Genomic DNA, 18,626 nt, shown 5'->3' with positions numbered 1-18,626 from the left:
CTGGGGCAGGATGGCCCGGGTGTACCTGACCATCACCTCGACGGCGAGCCCGGCCACCGATCTCGGCTACCTGCTGCACAAGCACCCCGAGCGGGTCGGCGTCTTCCCCGTCGGCTGGGGCACGGCGCACGTCTTCTACCCCGAGGCGACCACCGACCGGTGCACGGCCGCGGTGCTGCTCGAGGTCGACCCGGTGGCCCTGGTGCAGGCGCGGACCTTCCGCGCCGACGGGTTCGCCCTCGGCCAGTACGTCAACGACCGTCCCTACACCGCCGGCTCGCTGCTCGCGGTCGCCCTCAAGCAGGTGTTCGGCACCGCCATGCGCGGCCGCTGCACCGCACGTCCCGAGCTCGAGGGGGTCGCGCTGCCGCTGGAGCTGACCGTGCCCTCGCTGCGGAGCCGCGGTGGGGCGGAGCTGGTGCACCGGCTGTTCGAGCCGCTCGGGTGGGAGGTCACCACGCGCACCGAGCCCCTCGACCCCGAGATCCCCGGCTGGGGGGACTCCCGCACCGTGTCGGCCACCCTGACCGGCACCCACACCCCGGCCGCCGCCCTCACCCACCTCTACGTGATGCTGCCGGTCCTCGACGGCTCCAAGCACTACTGGGTCGGCGAGGACGAGGTGGAGAAGCTGCTGCGGGCCGGCACCGGCTGGCTCGAGCAGCACCCCGAGCAGCAGCTGATCGTCCAGCGCTACCTGGCCCACCGCCGCAGCCTGGTCACCACCGCCGTGGACCGGCTGCGCGCCGCCGACGACCAGCCCGAGGAGGAGCCGGTCGTCGAGGAGGAGGCGGAGGCGCCGCCCAGCCCGCTCAACGTCCAGCGCCACGACGCGGTGGTCGCCGAGCTCGAGGCCCTCGGTGTGCAGCGGGTGGTCGACCTCGGCTGCGGGCCCGGTGCCCTGCTGCGCCGTCTGCTGGCCACCCCCTCGATCGGTGAGGTGGTGGGCGTGGACGTGTCGGCCCGCGAGCTCGAGATCGCAGGCCGGCGGCTCCGGCTGGACCGGATGCCGGAGCGGCAGCGCGACCGGCTCCGCCTGCTGCAGGGCTCGGCCACCTACCGCGACGACCGGCTGCTCGGCTACGACGCCGTCGTGCTGATGGAGGTGGTCGAGCACCTCGACCCCGACCGGCTGCCCTCGCTGGAGTCCGCCGTCCTCGGGCACGCCCGCCCGCGGCACGTGCTGGTGACCACCCCGAACGCGGAGTACAACGTCCGCTACGAGCGGCTCGCCCCCGGCGCCCTGCGCCACCCCGACCACCGCTTCGAGTGGACCCGGGCCGAGCTCGAGGGCTGGTGCGCCGAGGTGGGCGCCCGCCACGGCTACACGGTCCGGACGTCCGGCATCGGCGAGTCCGACCCCGACCTCGGCGCGCCCACCCAGCTCGCCGTGCTCACCCGCACCGACGGGGAGGACGTGCGATGAGCGAGGAGGACGTCACCCCGCGCCGGCTGCCGGTGCCCGAGGTGTCGCTGGTGGTGCTGGTCGGCGTCTCCGGCTCGGGCAAGTCGACCTTCGCCGCCCGCTGCTTCGCGCCCTACGAGACCGTCTCCAGCGACGAGTGCCGCGGGCTGGTGGCCAACGACCCGACCGACCAGGACGCCACCGGGGACGCCTTCGACCTGCTGCACCACCTCGTCGGTCTCCGGCTGCGGCGCGGTCTGCTGACCGTCGTCGACGCCACCAACGTCCAGCCCGACGCCCGCCGCCAGCTGGTCGCGCTGGCCCGTGACCACGACGTGCTACCGGTGGCCATCGTGCTGGACGTCCCCGAGCGGCTGGCTCTCGCCCGCAACCGCGAGCGTCCCGAGCGCGACTTCGGCGACCACGTGGTCCGGCGCCAGCGCTCCCAGCTGCGCCGCGGGCTGGGGGGACTGCGGCGCGAGGGCTTCCGCACCGTGCACGTGCTGGACGAGGAGCAGGCCGGACGTGACGTCGTGGTCCGCGAGCCGCTGCGCAACGACCTCCGCGACCGCACCGGACCCTTCGACGTCGTCGGCGACGTGCACGGCTGCCGCGCCGAGCTGGAGACCCTGCTGCAGACGCTGGGCTACCGCCTGGTCCGCGACGAGCAGGGACGTCCGGTCGACGCGGTGCCGCCGAGCGGTCGCACCGCCGTCTTCGTCGGGGACCTGGTCGACCGCGGCCCGGACAGCGCCGGGGTGCTGCGGCTGGTGATGGGCATGCACGCGGCCGGGCACGCGCTCTGCGTCAGCGGCAACCACGAGGCCAAGCTGGTTCGCGCCCTGTCCCGCCGACAGGTGACGCCGTCGCACGGGCTGGCCGGCACCCTCAGCGAGCTCGAGGCGGAGGGGCCGGAGTTCACCGAGCAGGTGCGCGCCTGGTGCGACCGGCTGGTCAGCCACCACCTGCTCGACGCCGGTCGTCTGGTGGTCGCCCACGCCGGGCTCAAGGAGGCCTACCACGGACGCGCGTCCGGGCGGGTCCGCGCCTTCGCCCTCTACGGCGACACCACCGGGGAGTCCGACGAGTACGGGCTGCCCGTCCGGCTGCCCTGGGCCCGGGACTACCGCGGGCGCGCGACGGTGCTCTACGGCCACACGCCCACCGCCGAGACCGAGTGGGTCAACGGCACCCTCTGCCTCGACACCGGCTGCGTCTTCGGCGGACGGTTGTCCGCGCTGCGCTACCCGGAGCGGGAGCTGGTCTCGGTGCCGGCCGAGCGCGAGCACTACGCACCGGTCCGCCCGCTGGCACCCGAGGCCCCACCCGAGCGCGACCCCGACCAGCTGTCCCTCTCCGACGTGCTGGTGGAGGGGCAGGGGTCCGGCGTGCGCACCCGCTTCCTGGGCCGGATCAGCGTGCGCGAGGCCAACGCCCGCGCGGCGCTGGAGGTGGTGAGCCGCTTCGCCCTGCACCCGCGGTGGCTGCCCTGGCTGCCCCCGACCATGTCCCCGGTGGCCACCTCGGCGCTGCCGGACCACCTGGAGCACCCGGCCGAGGCCTTCAGCCACTACGCCGGCGAGGGCGTCACCCACCTGCTGTGCGAGGAGAAGCACATGGGCTCGCGGGCGGTCGTGCTGGTGTGCGCCGACGCCGACGCGGCCCGACGCCGCTTCGGCGACCCCGACGGGCGCACCGGCGCGGTGTGGACCCGCACCGGCCGGTCCTTCTTCGACCCGACCACCACCGGGGAGCTGCTGGGACGCGTCCGGGCCGCGGTCGGGGCCGCCGGGCTGTGGGAGGAGCTCGGGACGGACTGGCTGCTGCTGGACGCCGAGCTGCTGCCCTGGTCGGCCAAGGCGAGAGGGCTGCTGCGCGACCAGTACGCCGCCGTCGGGGCGGCGGCCCGTGCCGCGTTCCCACCGGCGCTGGCCGGGTTGCAGGCCGCCGCCGGACGCGGCGCCGACGTCGGGGCGCTGCTGGCCCGGACCTCGGCCCGCGCGGCGAGGGCCACCGCCTTCACCGCGGCCTACCGCCGCTACTGCTGGGAGGTGGACGGTCTGGACGGGGTGCAGCTGGCGCCCTTCCAGGTGCTGGCCAGCGAGGGCGCGGCCCACCACGAGCGCGACCACGGCTGGCACCTCGCCCTCGCCGACCGGCTGGTGGCCTCCGACCCGACGCTGTTCCGCACCACGGGCCGGGTCGAGGTGCACACCGACGACCCGGCATCCGTCGAGGCCGCCACCCGCTGGTGGGAGGAGCTGACCGCCGCGGGCGGCGAGGGCATGGTGGTCAAGCCGTACGCCGGCCTCGTCCGGACCGGGCGCTCCCTGGTCCAGCCGGGCCTCAAGGTCCGGGGACGGGAGTACCTGCGGCTGGTCTACGGCCCCGACCACACCGACCCGGCCACGATGGAGCGGCTGCGCCACCGGACGCTGCAGCACAAGCGGAGCCTGGCCCTGCGCGAGCACGCGCTGGGTCTGGAGGCGCTGTGCCGGCTCACCGAGGGCGAGCCGCTGTGGCGGGTGCACGAGGCCGTCTTCGCCGTCCTCGCGCTGGAGTCCGAGCCGGTCGACCCGCGTCTCTGAGCGGCTACTCCCCGACGGCGCGGGGCTGGTCCGGCAGCTCGCGGGGCGGGGTGACGGCCAGCGGGGCCGTCTCGGCCAGGACGGGCTCGGCGCGCCGGCCCGAGGAGGTGACGTCGGGGGCGGAGAGGTCGATGGTGCGGACCGTCCGCGGCGCCAACGGCTTGGAGACGTAGGTGGGGGTGGTCACGGGGATCGGCTCCCACAGACCGGCCACCGGACGGGTGGCGACGGCGCCGGTGGGCTCGGCCTCGGCGCGCAGCGAGCCGAGCTTGATCATCACGGTCTCCTCGTCCGAGCCGCGGCGGATCCGCTCGACCACGCGGTCGTGCTTGCGCACCATGGCGGCCACGGTGAACCGGGCCACGACGAGGAAGACCAGCACCAGACCGCCGGGCACCGCCAGGCTCCACCACGGCAGGACCGACAGACCGGCCAGGGCCAGGCAGACGGTGAGCCCGGCCAGCAGCACCAGCAGCACCCGTCGACGTCGGGCCGCCGCCCGGCGCTCGCTCTGCCGGATCTCCCGGATCGCGGAGCGGCGGGTCATCGGGGTGGACACCTCGACGTCGTCGATCGCCTCGCCGTCGTGGTCCAGCAGCGGCGCGGCCCCCGTGGTGACGATGCGCACCGAGGAGGAGAAGTTGTCGCGCGGGTCGTCGTCCACGTCGGCCTGCTGGCGACGCAGGAACAGCGGGACGAGGTAGGCGAGCCAGGCTGTGACGATGGCGAGGAAGATCAGTCCGGTACCCACGGGGGCGAGCATAGGAGCCGCGCGCCGCCCGGCTCCCCAGGCGGGCCGGAGTGTCGGCCGCCGATCCCCCGGGCACCCCCCGGCACTCAGCCCCGGAGCCGCTCCCAGCGCTGCAGCAGCCCGTCGGGGACCTCCTCGGCGTTGAGCGCGAAGACCAGGTGGTCGCGCCAGTCGCCGTCGATGTGGAGGTAGCGGGGACGCAGACCCTCATGGCGGAGACCCAGCTTGTCCACCACCCGCAGGCTGGCCGCGTTCTCGGGACGGATGGCGATCTCGATCCGGTGCATGCCCACGGTGCCGAAGCAGTGGTCGACCGCCATCGCCACCGCGGTCGGGACGATCCCCCGCCCGGCCACCCGCTGGTCCACCCAGTACCCGATCTGCCCCCAGGCCGCCGACCCGCCGACGATCCCGGACACGGTCAGCTGGCCGACCAGGGCGAACGGCTGGTCCGCCCCCTCGGACAGGTGGATCAGCCAGGGCATGGCCCGCCCCTGGCGGGCCTGCCCGACCAGCAGCCGCACCAGCGCGGCGAAGCTGGCCGGTCCGGGCGGCGATCCGGGGGGGAGCGTGGCCTCCCACCGGCGCAGCCAGGTGGCGTTCCGCCCGCGGACCTCGGTCCAGGCGGCCCGGTCACGTCGCCGGATCGGCTGCAGCCGGAGCTGGGTGCCGTCGGGCCGCGCGTGCGTCAGCGCCACCGGCCACTGGACCTCCCTCACCGCCCCCTCCTCCGAGCCCGGCTCAGCGGTGGTCCCCGCCGCCGCGCAGCTGCGCGACGGCGTGACCCAGGACCGGGGCCAGCACGGCCAGCCCGTCGCGCACCGCGCCGCGCGAGCCCGGGAGGTTGACCACGAGCGTGCGTCCGGCCACCCCGGCCAGCCCACGGCTCAGCACCGCGGTCGGGACGCCGTTCTGCACCCCGCGGCGGGCGATCTCGGCGGCCAGCAGCGGCAGCGTGCGCTGCAGCAGCGGGGCGGTCTGCTCCGGGGTCCGGTCGCTGGGGCTCAGACCGGTGCCGCCGGTGGTCACCACGACGTCGACCCCGGCCGCCACCTGCTCCGTCAGCACCCGGCCGACGTCCTCGCCGTCGGGGACGACCACCGGCTCGGGGCAGTGGAAGCCCCACTCCCGCAGCGCTCCGGCGATCAGCGGACCGGTCAGGTCCTCGTACTCCCCGGCCGCCGCCCTCGTCGAGACGGTCACCGCGACCGCCCGCGCCCCCTCCGGCGCGGGCGCGTGCTCAGGAGCCGTCACGCGTCCAGCTCCCGCTGCGGCCCCCGGCCTTGGCCAGCACCCGGACGTCGGTGATCCGCGCCTCCCGGTCCACCGCCTTGATCATGTCCACCAGCGCCAGCGCGGCCACGCTGACCGCGGTCAGGGCCTCCATCTCCACCCCGGTCCGGCCGGTGGTGCGGACCGTGGCCACGATCTCCACGCCGGAGTCGACGACGTCGAGGTCGACGGTGACCCCGCTCAGCGGCAGCGGGTGGCAGAGCGGGACCAGGTCCGGGGTCTTCTTCGCCCCCTGGATGCCGGCGATCCGCGCCACGGCCAGGGCGTCGCCCTTCGGCACCGTGTCGTCGCGCAGCGCCGTCACGCACTCCGCGCTGAGCAGCACGGTCCCGGCGGCGGTGGCCGTGCGGGTGGTGACCTCCTTGGCGGAGACGTCGACCATCAGCGCCCGCCCGGCCCCGTCCAGGTGCGGGAACGCGCCCGTCTGCCCGTCCACCGCCGTCAGCCGTTCTCGTCGAGCAGCCAGACCGTCACCGGTGAACCGGCCGCGACCTGGTCGACGTCGGGGTCCATCACGATCAGCGCGTTGGCCTTGGCCAGGTTGCTGACCAGGTGCGAGCCGTGACCGCCGACCGCGGTGACGCGCCGGCGTCCGCCCGGGTCGGTGGTGACGACGCCGCGGGCGAACTGCTTGCGCCCGGGCGCGGAGCGGATCAGGTGGGTGGCGATGGCGCGCACCTGGGGACGGAACAGCGGCTCGATCCCCATCAGCTTGCGGATCACCGGGCGGACGAAGGCCTCGTAGGAGACGTAGGCGCTGACCGGGTTGCCCGGCAGCATGATCATCGGCACCCGGTCCTCACCGATCAGCCCGAAGCCCTGCGGCTTGCCCGGCTGCATCGCCACCTGGCAGAAGTCGGTCATCCCGAGCTCGGGCATCACGGCCTTCACGAGGTCGTAGTCGCCCTGGCTCACCCCGCCGGTGGTGATGATCAGGTCCGCCCGCACCAGCTGGTCGGAGATCGACTGCTTGATCGCCTCGGCGTCGTCGCCCACCAGACCGACCCGGAACACCTGGGCGCCGTCGGCCCGGGCGGCCCCGGCCAGCAGGTAGGAGTTGGAGTCGTAGAGCTGGGCCGGGTTCTCCAGCGGGCGCCCGGGTTCGACCAGCTCCGAGCCGGTGGCCAGCACCACCACCCGGGGACGGGGCCGCACCATCACCTTGTCCACGCCGATCGCGGCCAGCAGCCCGATGGTGCGGGCGCCCAGCCGCTCGCCGGTCCGCATCATCAGGTCACCCTCGGTGACGTCCTCGCCGCGGCGGCGGATGTGCTGCCCGGTGCGGGCCGGGACGCGGATGGCCACGTCGTCGCTGCCGCGGTCGGTCACCTCGTAGGGCACCACGCTGTCCGCACCCTCGGGGATCGGCGCCCCGGTCATGATCTTGATCGCCGTGCCCGGGGGCAGCGGCTCCTCGCTCCACCCGCCGGCGGCGACCTCACCGACCACGGCGAGCACCACCGGCTGCCCCTCCTCGGCACCGACGGTGTCGGCGGCGTGCACCGCGTAGCCGTCCATCGCGGAGTTGTCGAAGCCGGGGAGGTCGATGTCGGACTCGATGTCCTCGCAGATGCTGAGGTCGATCGCATCCAGGATCTGCTGGCCGAAGGCGGGCAGCTGCTCGATCTGCTCCAGCAGGTAGGCGCGGTGGTCCTCCATCGAGCGCAGACCGCCCGCGTCGGTCGGCGGAGGCGGCGGGAGGGTCGGCGTCTCCGCGACCTCGACCACGTCCTCCTGCTGCTTCTTCCTCCGGCCGAACAGTGCCATGCCCCTTACCCTAGGGGAATGCCCTCCGCCGACGCCGACGCCCGCGCCCTGGCCGGGGCCAAGGACATGCTGCGGGAGGCGGTCCGCCACCGTCGGGCCTCACGGTCGGCCGAGGAGCGCGAGGCCGACGACCTGGCCCGCTTCGAGCGCGTCCGCGAGCTGTTCGGCCACCCCGGCGGCGAGCCGACCGTCGCGGCCTACCTGAGCACCGGCGCCGAGCCGTCCACCACCCGGCTGGTGGGCTGGCTCGCAGCCCAGGACGTCCCGGTGCTGCTGCCGCTGATGGGCCGCCGCTCCGACGGCACCCGCCGGCCGGGCCCGGACTGGGCCGCGTACTCCGGCGGCACCCCGCTGCGCAGCGGCCCCTTCGGCATCCCCGAGCCCGACGCCGAGGGGCTGGGGCCGGCGGCGCTCGGACGGGCCTCGGTGGTGGTGTGCGCCGCCCTGGCCGCCACCGCGGCCGGCGACCGGCTGGGCACCGGCGGCGGCTGGTACGACCGGGCCCTCCCCCACGCCGCCCCCGACGCGGTCCTGGTGGCCCTGCTGAACGACGACGAGGTGCTGTCGACGCTGCCCAGCCAGCCCTGGGACGTCCGGGTGGACGTGGTGGTCACCCCCACCCGGGTGCTGCGGACGTCGGAGGCCTGAGACACGATGGGCACCCGCGCGACGCCGCGCGGACCGGCCGAAGGAAAGGCGCGACGATGCCCCTCGACGTGGAGCGACTGCTCGACCAGCTGACCGTGGAGGAGAAGGCGTCGCTGACCAGCGGCTCCGGCTTCTGGTACACCGCACCGGTGGAGCGCCTCGGCGTCCCGCGGATCATGGTCTCCGACGGCCCGCACGGCCTGCGGGCCCAGCCCGGCGACGGGGACCACGTCGGTCTCGGCGGCTCGCTCCCGGCCACCTGCTTCCCCACCGCCTCGGCCGTCGCCTCCAGCTGGGACCCGTCGCTGCTGCGGCGCATCGGTGAGGCGCTCGGCCGCGAGGCGCGCGCCTGCCGGCTCTCGGTCGTCCTGGGCCCCGGCATCAACATGAAGCGCTCCCCGCTGTGCGGGCGCAACTTCGAGTACTTCTCCGAGGACCCCTTCCTGGCCGGTGAGCTGGCCGTGGGCATCGTGGACGGGATCCAGTCCCAGGGGGTGGGCACCTCGGTCAAGCACTACGCGGCCAACAACCAGGAGACCGACCGGCTCCGGGTGGACGCCCAGGTGGACGAGCGGACCCTCCGGGAGATCTACCTGCCCGCCTTCGAGCGGGTGGTCACGGCCAGCCAGCCCTGGACGGTGATGTGCGCCTACAACAAGGTCAACGGGCTGTCGGCCTCGGAGAACCCCTGGCTGCTGACCACGGTGCTGCGCGAGGAGTGGGGCTTCCAGGGCCTGGTCGTCTCCGACTGGGGTGCGGTGTACCACCGGGTGCCCGCGCTGCTGGCCGGGCTGGACCTCGAGATGCCTCCGGCGCCCCGCAGCCCCGGCGAGGTGGTTGCCGCGGTGGCCTCGGGCGAGGTGCCGCCGGAGGTGCTGGACGCCCGCGCCCGGACGGTGCTGGAGCTGGTCAGCAAGGGCGCGGCCGTGCTCGACCTGGACGAGACCTTCGACGTCGACGCCCACCACGCGCTGGCCCGCGAGGCCGCGGCGGAGTCGGTGGTGCTGCTGGTCAACGAGGGCCTGCTGCCGCTGGCCCCCGACACCTCACTGGCGGTGGTGGGTGAGCTGGCCCGCACGCCGCGGTTCCAGGGTGCCGGCTCCTCGCAGGTCGAGCCGACCCGGGTGGACGTGCTGCTCGAGGAGCTGCGGGCCGAGCGGGGCGAGGTGCCCTTCGCCGCGGGCTACGGCATCGGCACCACCGGGCAGGACGAGGCGCTGCGGGCGGAGGCGGTGGAGGTCGCCGCCGGCGCGGACACCGTCGTGGTGGTCCTCGGGCTGCCCGCCGCCGACGAGTCCGAGGGCTTCGACCGCACCCACCTGGACCTCCCGGCCAACCAGCTCGCGCTGCTCGCCGCGGTCGCGGCGGCCAACCCGCGCGTGGTCGTGGTCCTGGTCAACGGGTCGACCGTCGTGCTGGGCGACGTCCTCCCCCACGCCGGTGCCCTGCTGGAGGCCTGGCTGGGCGGGCAGGCGGCGGCCGGGGGCATCGCCGACGTGCTCACCGGGCGGGTCAACCCGGCCGGGCGGCTGGCCGAGACCGTCCCGCACCGGCTGGAGGACAGCTCGTCCTCCCTGAACTTCCCCGGGGAGGCGCAGGTGGTGCGCTACGGCGAGGGCGTCTTCATCGGCTACCGCGGCTACGACGCCTCCCGGCTCGACGTCGCCTTCCCCTTCGGCTTCGGCCTCTCCTACACGACCTTCGCGCTATCCGACCTCGAGGTCACCACCACGGGATCGGTGGCCGCCGGCAGCCTCGCGGCCACCGTCGAGGTGACCGTGACCAACACCGGCCGGCGCGAGGGCGCGGAGGTGGTGCAGGTCTACGTCGGCGACCCCGACGCCAGCGTCGCCCGGCCGCCGCGGGAGCTCAAGGGCTTCACCAAGGTCCGCCTGGCCGCCGGCGCCTCGGAGCGGGTGCGGGTCGTGCTCGACCAGCGCGCCTTCTCCTTCTGGGCCACCCGGCAGGGCCGCTGGGCGGTCGAGGCGGGCACCTTCGAGGTCGCCGTCGGCCACAGCTCGCGGGACCTGCCGCTGACCCGCAGCATCGAGGTCGACGCACCGCGGCTGGCCGAGCCGCTGACCGCGGGGTCGACGCTGGCGGAGTGGGTGGCGGACCCGGTGGGTCGTGAGCTCCTGGCCGCCGAGGCGGCGGCGGGTCAGCCGGCGGCGGTGCTGGACAGCGACCTGCTCAGCGTGGTCGGCAGCATGCCGATGAGCACCCTGGCCAACTTCGGCACGATGACCCCCGACCACGAGGCCCTGGGGCGGATGACCGCGGCCTGGCGCGCTCGGACGGGCGACCTCAGCTGACGCTGACGTCCTCGACCTCGGCGGCAGGTGCCTGGTCGGTGCGTCGGCGGGCCCGGCGGACGGTCCACACCAGCGAGGCCGCCACCAGCAGCACGACGACCGCGTAGAGGCCCCAGCGGGTCGTCTCGTCCACCCCGCCGGCCCGCAGCAGCGTGCGGGAGTTGGTCAGCACGATCATGCCGCCGACCACGACCCCGAGCAGGTGCGCCGGGGCGTGGCGGACCAGCAGGGCGGCGAGCGGTGCGGCGACCACGCCGCCGATCATCAGCGCCAGGGCGAAGGACCAGCTGATGCCGGCCGCACCCAGCCCGACCAGGAAGCCGATGCTGGCCGAGACGCTGACCGCGAGCTCGGCGGTGTCGATGGAGCCCACCACCTTGCGGGGCTGGAGCCGTCCGTCGGCCAGCAGCGCCGGGGTGCCGACCGGTCCCCAGCCGCCGCCCCCGGTGGCGTCGATGAACCCGGCGAACAGACCCAGCGGGCCGAGGGCCCTGAACCCGAGGGGGCGACCGATCCGGGGCCGGATCCCGGCCACGAAGCGGATGATGATGTAGAGGCCCAGGGCGAGCAGGATGGTGCTCATCACCGGTGCGGCGACCTCGGTGGAGATCGAGCTCAGCACCGTCGCGCCGAGGAAGGCGCCGACCGCGCCGGGACCGGCGATCCGGGCCACCACCCCCCAGTCGACGTTCTTCAGCCGCCAGTGGCTGAGGCCGGAGGCGGCGTTGGTGACGATCTCGGAGATGTGCACCGAGGCCGAGGCCGCCGCCGGGGTCAGCCCCGCCACCGCCACCAGCAGGGTGGACGACGTGACGCCGTACCCCATGCCCAGGCTGCCGTCGACCAGCTGCGCCAGCAGCCCCACCACCGCCAGCACGATCAGCTTGCGCATCGGTCCACCCTCCCGGTTCCCTGTAATCCCACGTCTTCACTAGGGATTGTTGGAGAGTAGTCGGGCGCGGGGATCCGTGGACAGCCGGTCTCAGTGCCTGGACGGGTGGTCCGGGCGGGTCAGGAGTCGCGAGAGGGGCGGGCCCAGGCCGCCGGTTCGGCCACCAGGGTGCGGACCAGCTCGGGCATGGTCTGGTCGGCCACGTCACGCAGGGTGACCAGCTCCAGGATGGCGCGCTCGGAGGCCCGAAGGGCGATCCACACCTGCTGCAGGGCGGCCGCGGCCCCGGTGTACTCCAGGTCCTCGGGACGGTTGCCGCGGACGTTGGCCAGCTCGCCCTCCAGCGCCCTGATGATGTCGGCGATCGAGATCTCCTCGGCCGGTCGGGCCAGCCGGAAGCCACCCACCGGGCCGCGCTGGCTGCGCAGCACCTGCCCGCGACGCAGCTCCCCGAGGATGCTCTCGAGGTACTTGGCGGGGATCTGCTGGGCGGTCGAGAGCTGCTCGACGTTGCGCGGGCCGTCGGCGGCCGCCAGCTCGCAGGCCGCCCGCAGCGCGTAGTCGACCCGGGCCGAGAGCTTCATCCTCGCCTCCTCCTCACTGCACCGGTGCGAGCACCAGGACGTCCACACCCGCCGCGTGCACCGCCTCGGTGCTGTGGACGAACGGCATCATCTCATCGCGGGCCCACAGCTCGGCCTGGTCGTCGTAGTGCGGGTGGAAGGCGTGCCCCGAGACACCGGTCTGGTTGATCCAGCGGGAGGCGTCCAGGTCGGACAGGTCGACCAGCATCCGCATGGTGGGGCCGTTGTCGGGCACGAAGCCGGGCTCGTCGACGGCCCAGGACAGGGCGTTGACGGTGCCGGTGGTGCCACCGAGCCCGGGACCCTCGCGGTTGAAGAGGGCCTCGACCGGACCGATGCCGCTGCTGCCGAGGGTCTGGTGGGCCAGCTCGAGCCGGTGGATCCTCCCCCACTGCCACCCGGCGGGGTCCCGGCTCATCAGCGCGGTGATCTCCTTGCGGGCCGCCAGGTTGGCCTCGGCCAGGACGTCGTCGCGGCGCTCGACCTCCGGGGTGGAGACGTCGTCCCACCACGGGTTGTCGGGGTCCTCGACGAGGCCGGCCAGCACCGCCATCCAGCGGTCCCCTCCGGTCGGGCGCAGCTCCTCGGGCAGCTCGTCGTCGAAGGTCAGCCGGAGCACCTCGCGGACCAGCACCGCGAACCAGGCGGCGCCGGCGGAGTCGGGGTCGGCGTGCAGGTCCCACCCGGCCAGCACGCGCTGCCCGTCGGCCACCCACGGCTCCAGGACGGGGGCACCCACCAGGGCGGGGACGAGGGCGTCGGCGTAGCGGACCCGGGTGTCGGAGAACAGCTGCTCGGCCTCGGCGGCGTCGACCTTGCCGCCGTCGGCGGTCAGCTCGGTGAGCCGGTCGCGGATCTGCTGGCTGCGCCAGCCCTGGGACGGGGCGGTGTGCAGCCGGTAGGGGAAGTCGGGCCCGACCACGGCCTGGTTCGCCGTGACCAGGAAGCCCTCGGCCGGGTCCTCGCTCCACGGCAGCTGCTCGAAGGGGATGGTGCTGGACCAGGCGGCGTCCTCCTGCCAGCCACGGGCCGGCAGCCGCCCGTCGCGGTCCTCCCGGACCGGGACGGCGCCGGGCAGCTGGTAGCCGATGGTGCCCGCGCGGTCGGCGTAGACGAGGTTCTGGGAGGGGGCGACCAGGTCGCGCGCGGCCTCGCGGAACTGGTCCAGGTCCTGGGCTCGGTTGATGGCCAGCAGGGCGTCCAGGGACGGGCCGGGGGTGAGGGCGGTGGACTGCAGCACCGCCCCCCACTGCTCGCCCTCGACCGGCGCGACGGGCGCCTCGCCGGCCCCGCCCTGGGCGGCCATCGCCGCCTCCTGCGCGTCGACGTCGGAGACCAGCGGCCCGAGCTCGGTGGAGCGGACGGTGATCAGCCGCGCCTCGTCCTCCCCCTTCACCCGGATCTCCTCCACCCGGGTCTCCAGCGGCTGCCAGCCGTCCTCGCCGAAGACGGTGCCGTCGGGGCGGACCCGTTCCAGCACGTAGTCCTCGGTGTCGAGGTAGGGGGTGGTGAAGCCCCAGGCGACGGACTGGTTGTGCCCGATCACCACCCCTGGCATCCCGGCGAAGGAGAACCCGGAGACATCGAGGTCGCAGTCCTCGTCGAGCACCCGGCAGTGCAGACCGATCTGGTGGAACGTGGAGGGGATGCCGATGGCCAGGTGCGGGTCGTTGGAGAGCAGCGGCGCGCCGGACTCGGTGTGCTCACCCGACAGCACCCAGGAGTTCGAGCCGATCGCGCCGTCGGTGTCGCCGAGGAGGCGCGGGACGGCCCGTTCGGCGGTCCCCGCGGCCGCCAGGGCGTCCACCGCCCCCGCCGGCAGACCGGGCAGCGCCTCCGTGCCGCGACGGTCCGGGTCGCGGGCTGAGTCGGTGAACTCGCCGTTGCGGAGCCCGCCCAGGGGCAGCACCGGCTCCAGCTCGGACAGGTCCGGCTGCGGGTAGAGCTCGGCGGCCCGCTCGGGCCCGACCAGCTGCAGCAGCCGGCTCCACTGCAGCTCCTGGGTGCGGGCGTCGCTGAGCTCCCAGGCCATCGCCTTGAGCCAGGCCACCGAGTCCACCGGGGTCCACGGCTCGGGGGCGGGCAGCGCACCCTGCAGACCGAGCACGGTGTACTCCAGGGACAGCTCCTGCGGGTCGGTGCTGGCCAGGTAGGCGTTGACGCCGGCGGCGTGGGCCTGGAGCGCCCGCCGCGTCCCCACCGACAGCAGCGCCACCTCCTGCTCGGCGACCCGGCGCCAGCCGAGGGTGCGGATCACCGCGTCGGTGGTCAGCTGGGCCTCGCCGAACAGCTCCGACAGCCGTCCGCTGGTGACGTGGCGGCGGACGTCCATCTCGAAGAAGCGGTCCTGCGCCTGGACGAAGCCCTGCGCGGTGTAGAGGTCCTCGACGCTGTCGCCGTACAGGTGCGGCACCCCGGCCGCGTCCCGGACCACCTCGACCTCGGCGGAGAGCCGGGAGACGTCGATGCGGCCACTGCTCTGGGGGAAGGAGGACCGCACCTGCACCACCGCCAGGCTGGACAGCGCCCCCATCAGCAGCACGCCGACGAAGACGCCGAAGAGGGCGATGCGGAGCGGACGGAGCACCCCGACACCCTAGTGCCCGGCTCCAGGGTCCCCTGGCCGCCGCGACGCCGGGACCACCTCGCTCGCGGGGGTATCATCAGCACGTTTGCCGCACCGAGCCACGAAGCGAGTGACATGCCCACCTACCAGTACCGATGCACGCACTGCCAGCACGAGCTGGAGGTGGTGCAGAAGTTCACCGACTCCGCGCTGACGGTCTGCCCCAGCTGCGAGGGCGAGCTGCGCAAGATCTACAACGCCGTCGGAGTCGTCTTCAAGGGCTCGGGCTTCTACAAGACCGACAGCCGCAGCCCCGGCACGGGCGCGAAGGAGAACGGCTCGGGCAGCGGCAGCAAGGACTCCGGCGGCAGCAAGGAGTCCGGGAGCAGCAAGGAGTCCGGGAGCGGCAGCAGCACCCCCGCCTCCACCTCGAAGGACTCCGGCTCCTCGAGCAGCAGCACACCGGCCAAGAGCGGCACCAGCTCCAGCTGAGCCCTGTCCACAGGCCCGGTGTCGTGCCGGCGGGCCTGTGGACGACCCGGTCGATCCGGGACCTCGTCGCCATGGTGGTGACATGGACGCTCTCTCCCTGCACGGCCTCCGGCGCGCGGTCTCCTGGCACCGCAGACCCCTGGCCGCTGCCGCCGCGGTGCTCGCCGTGCTGGCCACCGTGACCGCGCTCTCCCCGCAGGCGCCGCCCGGGTCACCGGTGGTGGTCAGCGCCTCCGCGCTGGGCAGCGGGGTCCGGCTCGGCACGGAGGACCTCGTGGTGCGGTGGGTGCAGCCCGAGGTCCTGCCCGAGGGCGCGGTCACGGACCCGGCGGCCGTCGTCGGACGGACCCTCGCCGCGCCGCTGACCGCCGGCAGCATGCTGACCGACGTCGACGTCGTCGCACCTCGGTCGGAGGACGGCCGGGACGGCGGCGTGCTGGCCCCGGTGCGGCTGGCCGACGCCGAGGTGGTGGGGCTGCTCCGGGTCGGGGACACGGTGGACGTGCTGGGCGCGGACGCAGCCTCCGGCGCGGTCGGCGTGGTGGCCACCGACGCCCGGGTCGCCTCCCTCCCCCGCCCGGACGAGGAGGGTGGGCTGTTCGCCTCGGGGCCCTCCTCCGGCGCCCTGGTGCTGGTGGAGGTGTCGTCCAGCACCTCCCTCGCGCTGGCCCAGGCCTCGGCAGCCGGCCCCCTCTCGCTGGTGCTGGGCTGAGCGGGCGTCCCGGCTCACGGTGTGGATCCGGGGCCGGCAGCGGTCGCCACGCTAACGTCGTCGCGGCAGACCCCGTCCCACCCCACGTGGGCGCTGTCCACTGAGAGAGGAGTGTCCCGTGAAGGGATTCAAGGACTTCCTGCTGCGCGGGAACCTCATCGAGCTGGCCGTGGCCTTCATCATGGGCACCGCGTTCGCCCTCGTCGTGTCCAGCTTCACGGCCATCGTCACCGACGCGCTGGGCAAGATCGGCGGCATCGACGGCTTCAGCCAGACCGCGGTGGCCGGCATCAACATCGGCGCCTTCATCACCGCCGCGCTCAACTTCGTGATCGTCGCCGCGGTCCTCTACTTCGTGGTGGTGCTGCCGTACAACAAGTTCAAGGCGCTCACCGCCAAGAACGAGGAGAGCGAGGAGGCCAAGGTGACCACCCAGGAGCAGCTCCTGGTCGAGATCCGCGACCTGCTCAAGGGACGCTGAGCCCGCTCACCAGTGCGGTGGCCGGTCGGCCTCCAGCTGACGGTCCCGGGCGTCCTGGGTGCCGCCACGGGCCGGGCCGGCCTGCCGACGTCCTCCCACCAGCTGCACCAGCGCCTCGCGCTGGGCGGCGAACCGGGCGTGGCTGCCCGGCGGCAGCCACGTCGGCGGCAGCGGGTGCGGCCAGGGGAGCTCGGCGGACCGTCGGGCGTCGGCGTGCGCGAGGACCCGCTCGGCCCCCCACCCGTCGGCGGCGAGCAGGGCCGCGGCCGCGCCCACCGGATCCTCCCCCGCCTCCTCATCGCCCCCCAGGACCTCCCCGGTGACCGTGTAGGCCAGGCGCTGCGGCCACGAGGGCGGCGGCTCCCCGGTCACGAGAGGACGGTGCCGGCCGGGACCTCCCCGGCCTCCTCCTCGGCCAGGGTCACCGCACCGCGGACGGTGACGTCGGCCCCGAAGGTCCACCCGCCCCGGACGGTCAGCGAGGTCGCCTCCCTCAGGCTCGGGGCGCCGGCCGGGAACCGGGCGTCGAAGTCGCGGATCTTCTTGAAGTGGGCGCTGTCGAGGTCCACCAGCGGGGCCTTCTCGACCACCCGGTCCAGGGTGCCGCGGGAGCCGACCTCGTAGACGTCGGAGCGCAGCAGCAGCAGGTCGTTGGTCGTCTTGACCGGCAGGAACCGCTCGCGTCCCACCGCGATCGCGGTGGCCCCGGGGAAGACCTCGATCGCCGCACCCATCGCGGTCTCGACCTGGACCACCTCCGGGGAGGAGGAGTCGGCCGGGTCGACGGTCTTGGTGTTGCGGATCAGGGGCAGCCCCAGCACCGAGTCCCGCTCGGCCAGGGTGGCGGCCAGCTTCTCCAGGTCCCACCAGAGGTTGTTGGTGTGGAAGTAGGGGTGGCGGTGCTCGTCGGTGAAGTGGTCCATCTCCTCCGGCGCGGTCTGGGCGGTGTCGCGGAGGATCAGCTGGCCGTCGCTGCGGCGGACGGCCAGGTGACCACCCTTGCGGTCCGCGGCGGTGCGCCGGCAGAGCTCGGCGGCGTAGGGGGCGCCGGAGGCGGCGAACCAGCCGGCCAGCACCGGGTCCGGGGCGGCGCCGAGGTTGTCGGAGTTGGAGACCGAGGCGTAGCGGTAGCCCTGCTCCAGCAGCGTCTGCAGGATGCCGGAGGACTCCAGGGCGACGTAGATGTCACCGTGGCCGGGCGGGCACCACTCCAGGCTCGGGTCGTCCGGCCACTCGACCGGGGTCAGGTCGTCGGCGCGCAGCTTGGGCTCGGTGTTCTGCAGGAAGTCCAGGGGCAGCCCGTCCACCGCGATGTCGGGGTGCTGCTCCAGCGCGGCGCGGGTGTCGTCGACGGTGCGGAAGCTGTTCATCAGCAGCAGCGGGAGCGTGACGTCGTGCTCGGCGCGGGCCCGTCGCACCTGGTCGACGATCAGGTCCAGGAAGGACCGGCCGTCACGCACCGGCAGCAGCGACTTGGCGCGGTCCATGCCCATCGAGGTGCCGAGCCCGCCGTTGAGCTTGATCACCACGGTCCGGGAGAGGGCCTCGCGGGCGGCCTCGGGGTCGATCCGGGCGTCGGCCAGCTGGTCGACCTCGGTCAGCGGGGCGATGGTGTCCTCGCGGATCAGCCCGGTGGCCCCCTCCTCGAGCTGGCCGTAGTAGTGGCTGAAGACGTCGATCGCCGCCTGGGCCACCCCGGCCTTCGACATCTTGGTCTGGGCCTGACGAAGTCCTTCTGCGCTCATGGCCACGATCGTAGGAGATGGCCGGACGCGACACTGCTCGCCTCCCCTCTCGGGGAGACGAGCAGTGTCAGTGGTTCAGGAGAGGGCGCCGACGTCGGGCTTCGAGAAGCACCTGTCTACCCACCCCCAGGAGACATTCCATCGGCGCCCGTCTCGAGGAGAACGATACGCCGTCGTCAGCCGCTTTCAAGTAGGCACCGGCTTTCGTCACCTACCCGTGACCATGCGGCCGTCCGGGTGTGCTGCACGGGCGCCCTCGACAGGATTCGAACCTGTGACCAACCGCTTAGGAGGCGGTTGCTCTATCCCCTGAGCTACGAGGGCCTCGACCGCCGCGCGGGCGATCGGCAGACATTGTGTCAGCCCGCCCCACCCGGGTGTGAATCCGGA

Annotated in this window: 17 protein-coding genes and 1 tRNA gene; 7 read left to right on the top strand and 11 right to left on the bottom strand. The window is 74.2% G+C overall.

Annotated features, from left to right (window positions below; all coding sequences use genetic code 11):
• Nucleotides 1-10 precede the first annotated feature (10 nt).
• Together BLT52_RS10090 and BLT52_RS10085 are read left to right on the top strand one after the other, a co-directional pair.
• A complete protein-coding gene (locus BLT52_RS10090; protein ID WP_231946584.1) occupies nt 11-1,426 on the top strand; it encodes a 3' terminal RNA ribose 2'-O-methyltransferase Hen1 in 1,416 nt (471 codons plus the stop codon).
• The gene (locus tag BLT52_RS10085; protein ID WP_090592948.1) at nt 1,423-3,993 is read left to right on the top strand and encodes a polynucleotide kinase-phosphatase; all 2,571 of its coding nucleotides are present in this window, start codon (nt 1,423-1,425) and stop codon (nt 3,991-3,993) included. Before BLT52_RS10090 ends, BLT52_RS10085 begins: the two co-directional genes overlap by 4 nt.
• Nucleotides 3,994-3,997: 4 nt before the next feature.
• On the opposite strand, the gene sepX is transcribed toward BLT52_RS10085, so the two are convergent.
• The 5 genes from sepX to glp form a co-directional block, all read right to left on the bottom strand.
• Nucleotides 3,998-4,744 (bottom strand): divisome protein SepX/GlpR, encoded by a 747-nt coding sequence (sepX, locus tag BLT52_RS10080; protein ID WP_157677048.1) that lies wholly within the window; start codon nt 4,742-4,744, stop codon nt 3,998-4,000.
• 86 nt (nt 4,745-4,830) lie between these two features.
• Nucleotides 4,831-5,463, bottom strand: a complete 633-nt coding sequence (locus BLT52_RS10075; RefSeq protein WP_231946583.1) for a GNAT family N-acetyltransferase — start codon at nt 5,461-5,463, stop codon at nt 4,831-4,833.
• Nucleotides 5,464-5,485: 22 nt separating this feature from the next.
• Nucleotides 5,486-5,998: a MogA/MoaB family molybdenum cofactor biosynthesis protein gene (locus BLT52_RS10070; protein WP_090592943.1), complete on the bottom strand. Its 513-nt coding sequence runs from the start codon at nt 5,996-5,998 to the stop codon at nt 5,486-5,488.
• Entirely contained in the window at nt 5,985-6,473 is a 489-nt protein-coding gene (moaC, locus tag BLT52_RS10065) for a cyclic pyranopterin monophosphate synthase MoaC (protein WP_269457597.1), read from the bottom strand. The genes BLT52_RS10070 and moaC overlap by 14 nt, the downstream gene beginning before the upstream one ends.
• Before the next feature lie 5 nt (nt 6,474-6,478).
• Nucleotides 6,479-7,804, bottom strand: coding sequence for a molybdotransferase-like divisome protein Glp (glp, locus tag BLT52_RS10060; protein ID WP_231946582.1), 1,326 nt, complete (start codon nt 7,802-7,804; stop codon nt 6,479-6,481).
• A gap of 18 nt (nt 7,805-7,822) precedes the next feature.
• Here glp and BLT52_RS10055 point away from each other — a divergent pair, with 18 nt between their 5' ends.
• Both BLT52_RS10055 and BLT52_RS10050 read left to right on the top strand, forming a co-directional pair.
• Complete coding sequence (locus BLT52_RS10055) at nt 7,823-8,452, top strand: 5-formyltetrahydrofolate cyclo-ligase (RefSeq protein WP_090592940.1); 630 nt, start codon at nt 7,823-7,825, stop codon at nt 8,450-8,452.
• A gap of 56 nt (nt 8,453-8,508) precedes the next feature.
• Complete coding sequence (locus tag BLT52_RS10050; protein WP_090592939.1) at nt 8,509-10,764, top strand: glycoside hydrolase family 3 C-terminal domain-containing protein; 2,256 nt, start codon at nt 8,509-8,511, stop codon at nt 10,762-10,764.
• Here BLT52_RS10050 and BLT52_RS10045 read toward each other — a convergent pair.
• The 3 genes from BLT52_RS10045 to BLT52_RS10035 form a co-directional block, all read right to left on the bottom strand.
• Nucleotides 10,757-11,656 (bottom strand): sulfite exporter TauE/SafE family protein, encoded by a 900-nt coding sequence (locus BLT52_RS10045; protein WP_090592936.1) that lies wholly within the window; start codon nt 11,654-11,656, stop codon nt 10,757-10,759. The genes BLT52_RS10050 and BLT52_RS10045 overlap by 8 nt on opposite strands.
• Before the next feature lie 119 nt (nt 11,657-11,775).
• Nucleotides 11,776-12,240, bottom strand: coding sequence for an RrF2 family transcriptional regulator (locus BLT52_RS10040; RefSeq protein ID WP_090592933.1), 465 nt, complete (start codon nt 12,238-12,240; stop codon nt 11,776-11,778).
• 13 nt (nt 12,241-12,253) lie between these two features.
• Nucleotides 12,254-14,827 carry a penicillin acylase family protein gene (locus BLT52_RS10035; RefSeq protein WP_090592931.1) on the bottom strand — a complete coding sequence of 858 codons (2,574 nt, stop codon included), beginning with the start codon at nt 14,825-14,827 and terminating at the stop codon, nt 12,254-12,256.
• Between the two features lie 114 nt (nt 14,828-14,941).
• Between BLT52_RS10035 and BLT52_RS10030 the strand changes: the two genes are divergently transcribed.
• The 3 genes from BLT52_RS10030 to mscL all read left to right on the top strand — a co-directional run bounded on the left by BLT52_RS10030 (nt 14,942) and on the right by mscL (nt 16,491).
• Nucleotides 14,942-15,298 (top strand): FmdB family zinc ribbon protein, encoded by a 357-nt coding sequence (locus BLT52_RS10030; protein WP_090592928.1) that lies wholly within the window; start codon nt 14,942-14,944, stop codon nt 15,296-15,298.
• 82 nt (nt 15,299-15,380) lie between these two features.
• A complete protein-coding gene (locus tag BLT52_RS10025) occupies nt 15,381-16,010 on the top strand; it encodes an SAF domain-containing protein (protein ID WP_090592926.1) in 630 nt (209 codons plus the stop codon).
• Between the two features lie 118 nt (nt 16,011-16,128).
• The gene (mscL, locus tag BLT52_RS10020; RefSeq protein WP_090592923.1) at nt 16,129-16,491 is read left to right on the top strand and encodes a large conductance mechanosensitive channel protein MscL; all 363 of its coding nucleotides are present in this window, start codon (nt 16,129-16,131) and stop codon (nt 16,489-16,491) included.
• A gap of 6 nt (nt 16,492-16,497) precedes the next feature.
• Here the strand turns inward: mscL and BLT52_RS10015 are convergent, their stop codons facing one another.
• From BLT52_RS10015 to BLT52_RS10005, 3 genes are all read right to left on the bottom strand, one after another.
• Nucleotides 16,498-16,863: a hypothetical protein gene (locus tag BLT52_RS10015; protein ID WP_090592921.1), complete on the bottom strand. Its 366-nt coding sequence runs from the start codon at nt 16,861-16,863 to the stop codon at nt 16,498-16,500.
• Entirely contained in the window at nt 16,860-18,236 is a 1,377-nt protein-coding gene (locus BLT52_RS10010) for a UTP--glucose-1-phosphate uridylyltransferase (protein ID WP_090592918.1), read from the bottom strand. Before BLT52_RS10010 ends, BLT52_RS10015 begins: the two co-directional genes overlap by 4 nt.
• 251 nt (nt 18,237-18,487) lie before the next feature.
• A tRNA-Arg gene (locus BLT52_RS10005) sits at nt 18,488-18,560 on the bottom strand.
• Between the last annotated feature and the right edge of the window lie 66 nt (nt 18,561-18,626).

The sequence above is a fragment of the Auraticoccus monumenti genome, assembly GCF_900101785.1.
Lineage (GTDB): Bacteria > Actinomycetota > Actinomycetes > Propionibacteriales > Propionibacteriaceae > Auraticoccus > Auraticoccus monumenti.
Note: the sequence above shows the minus strand (reverse complement) of the source record. Positions and strands in the feature narration are given on the sequence as shown.

Coding starts and splice junctions, on each gene's coding strand:
- glp (WP_231946582.1), bottom strand. CDS start 7,804: ATGGCACTGTTCGGCCGGAGGAAGAAGCAGCAGGAGGACGTGGTCGAG.
- BLT52_RS10090 (WP_231946584.1), top strand. CDS start 11: ATGGCCCGGGTGTACCTGACCATCACCTCGACGGCGAGCCCGGCCACC.
- BLT52_RS10055 (WP_090592940.1), top strand. CDS start 7,823: ATGCCCTCCGCCGACGCCGACGCCCGCGCCCTGGCCGGGGCCAAGGAC.
- BLT52_RS10050 (WP_090592939.1), top strand. CDS start 8,509: ATGCCCCTCGACGTGGAGCGACTGCTCGACCAGCTGACCGTGGAGGAG.
- BLT52_RS10040 (WP_090592933.1), bottom strand. CDS start 12,240: ATGAAGCTCTCGGCCCGGGTCGACTACGCGCTGCGGGCGGCCTGCGAG.
- BLT52_RS10025 (WP_090592926.1), top strand. CDS start 15,381: ATGGACGCTCTCTCCCTGCACGGCCTCCGGCGCGCGGTCTCCTGGCAC.
- BLT52_RS10045 (WP_090592936.1), bottom strand. CDS start 11,656: ATGCGCAAGCTGATCGTGCTGGCGGTGGTGGGGCTGCTGGCGCAGCTG.
- BLT52_RS10085 (WP_090592948.1), top strand. CDS start 1,423: ATGAGCGAGGAGGACGTCACCCCGCGCCGGCTGCCGGTGCCCGAGGTG.
- BLT52_RS10010 (WP_090592918.1), bottom strand. CDS start 18,236: ATGAGCGCAGAAGGACTTCGTCAGGCCCAGACCAAGATGTCGAAGGCC.
- BLT52_RS10030 (WP_090592928.1), top strand. CDS start 14,942: ATGCCCACCTACCAGTACCGATGCACGCACTGCCAGCACGAGCTGGAG.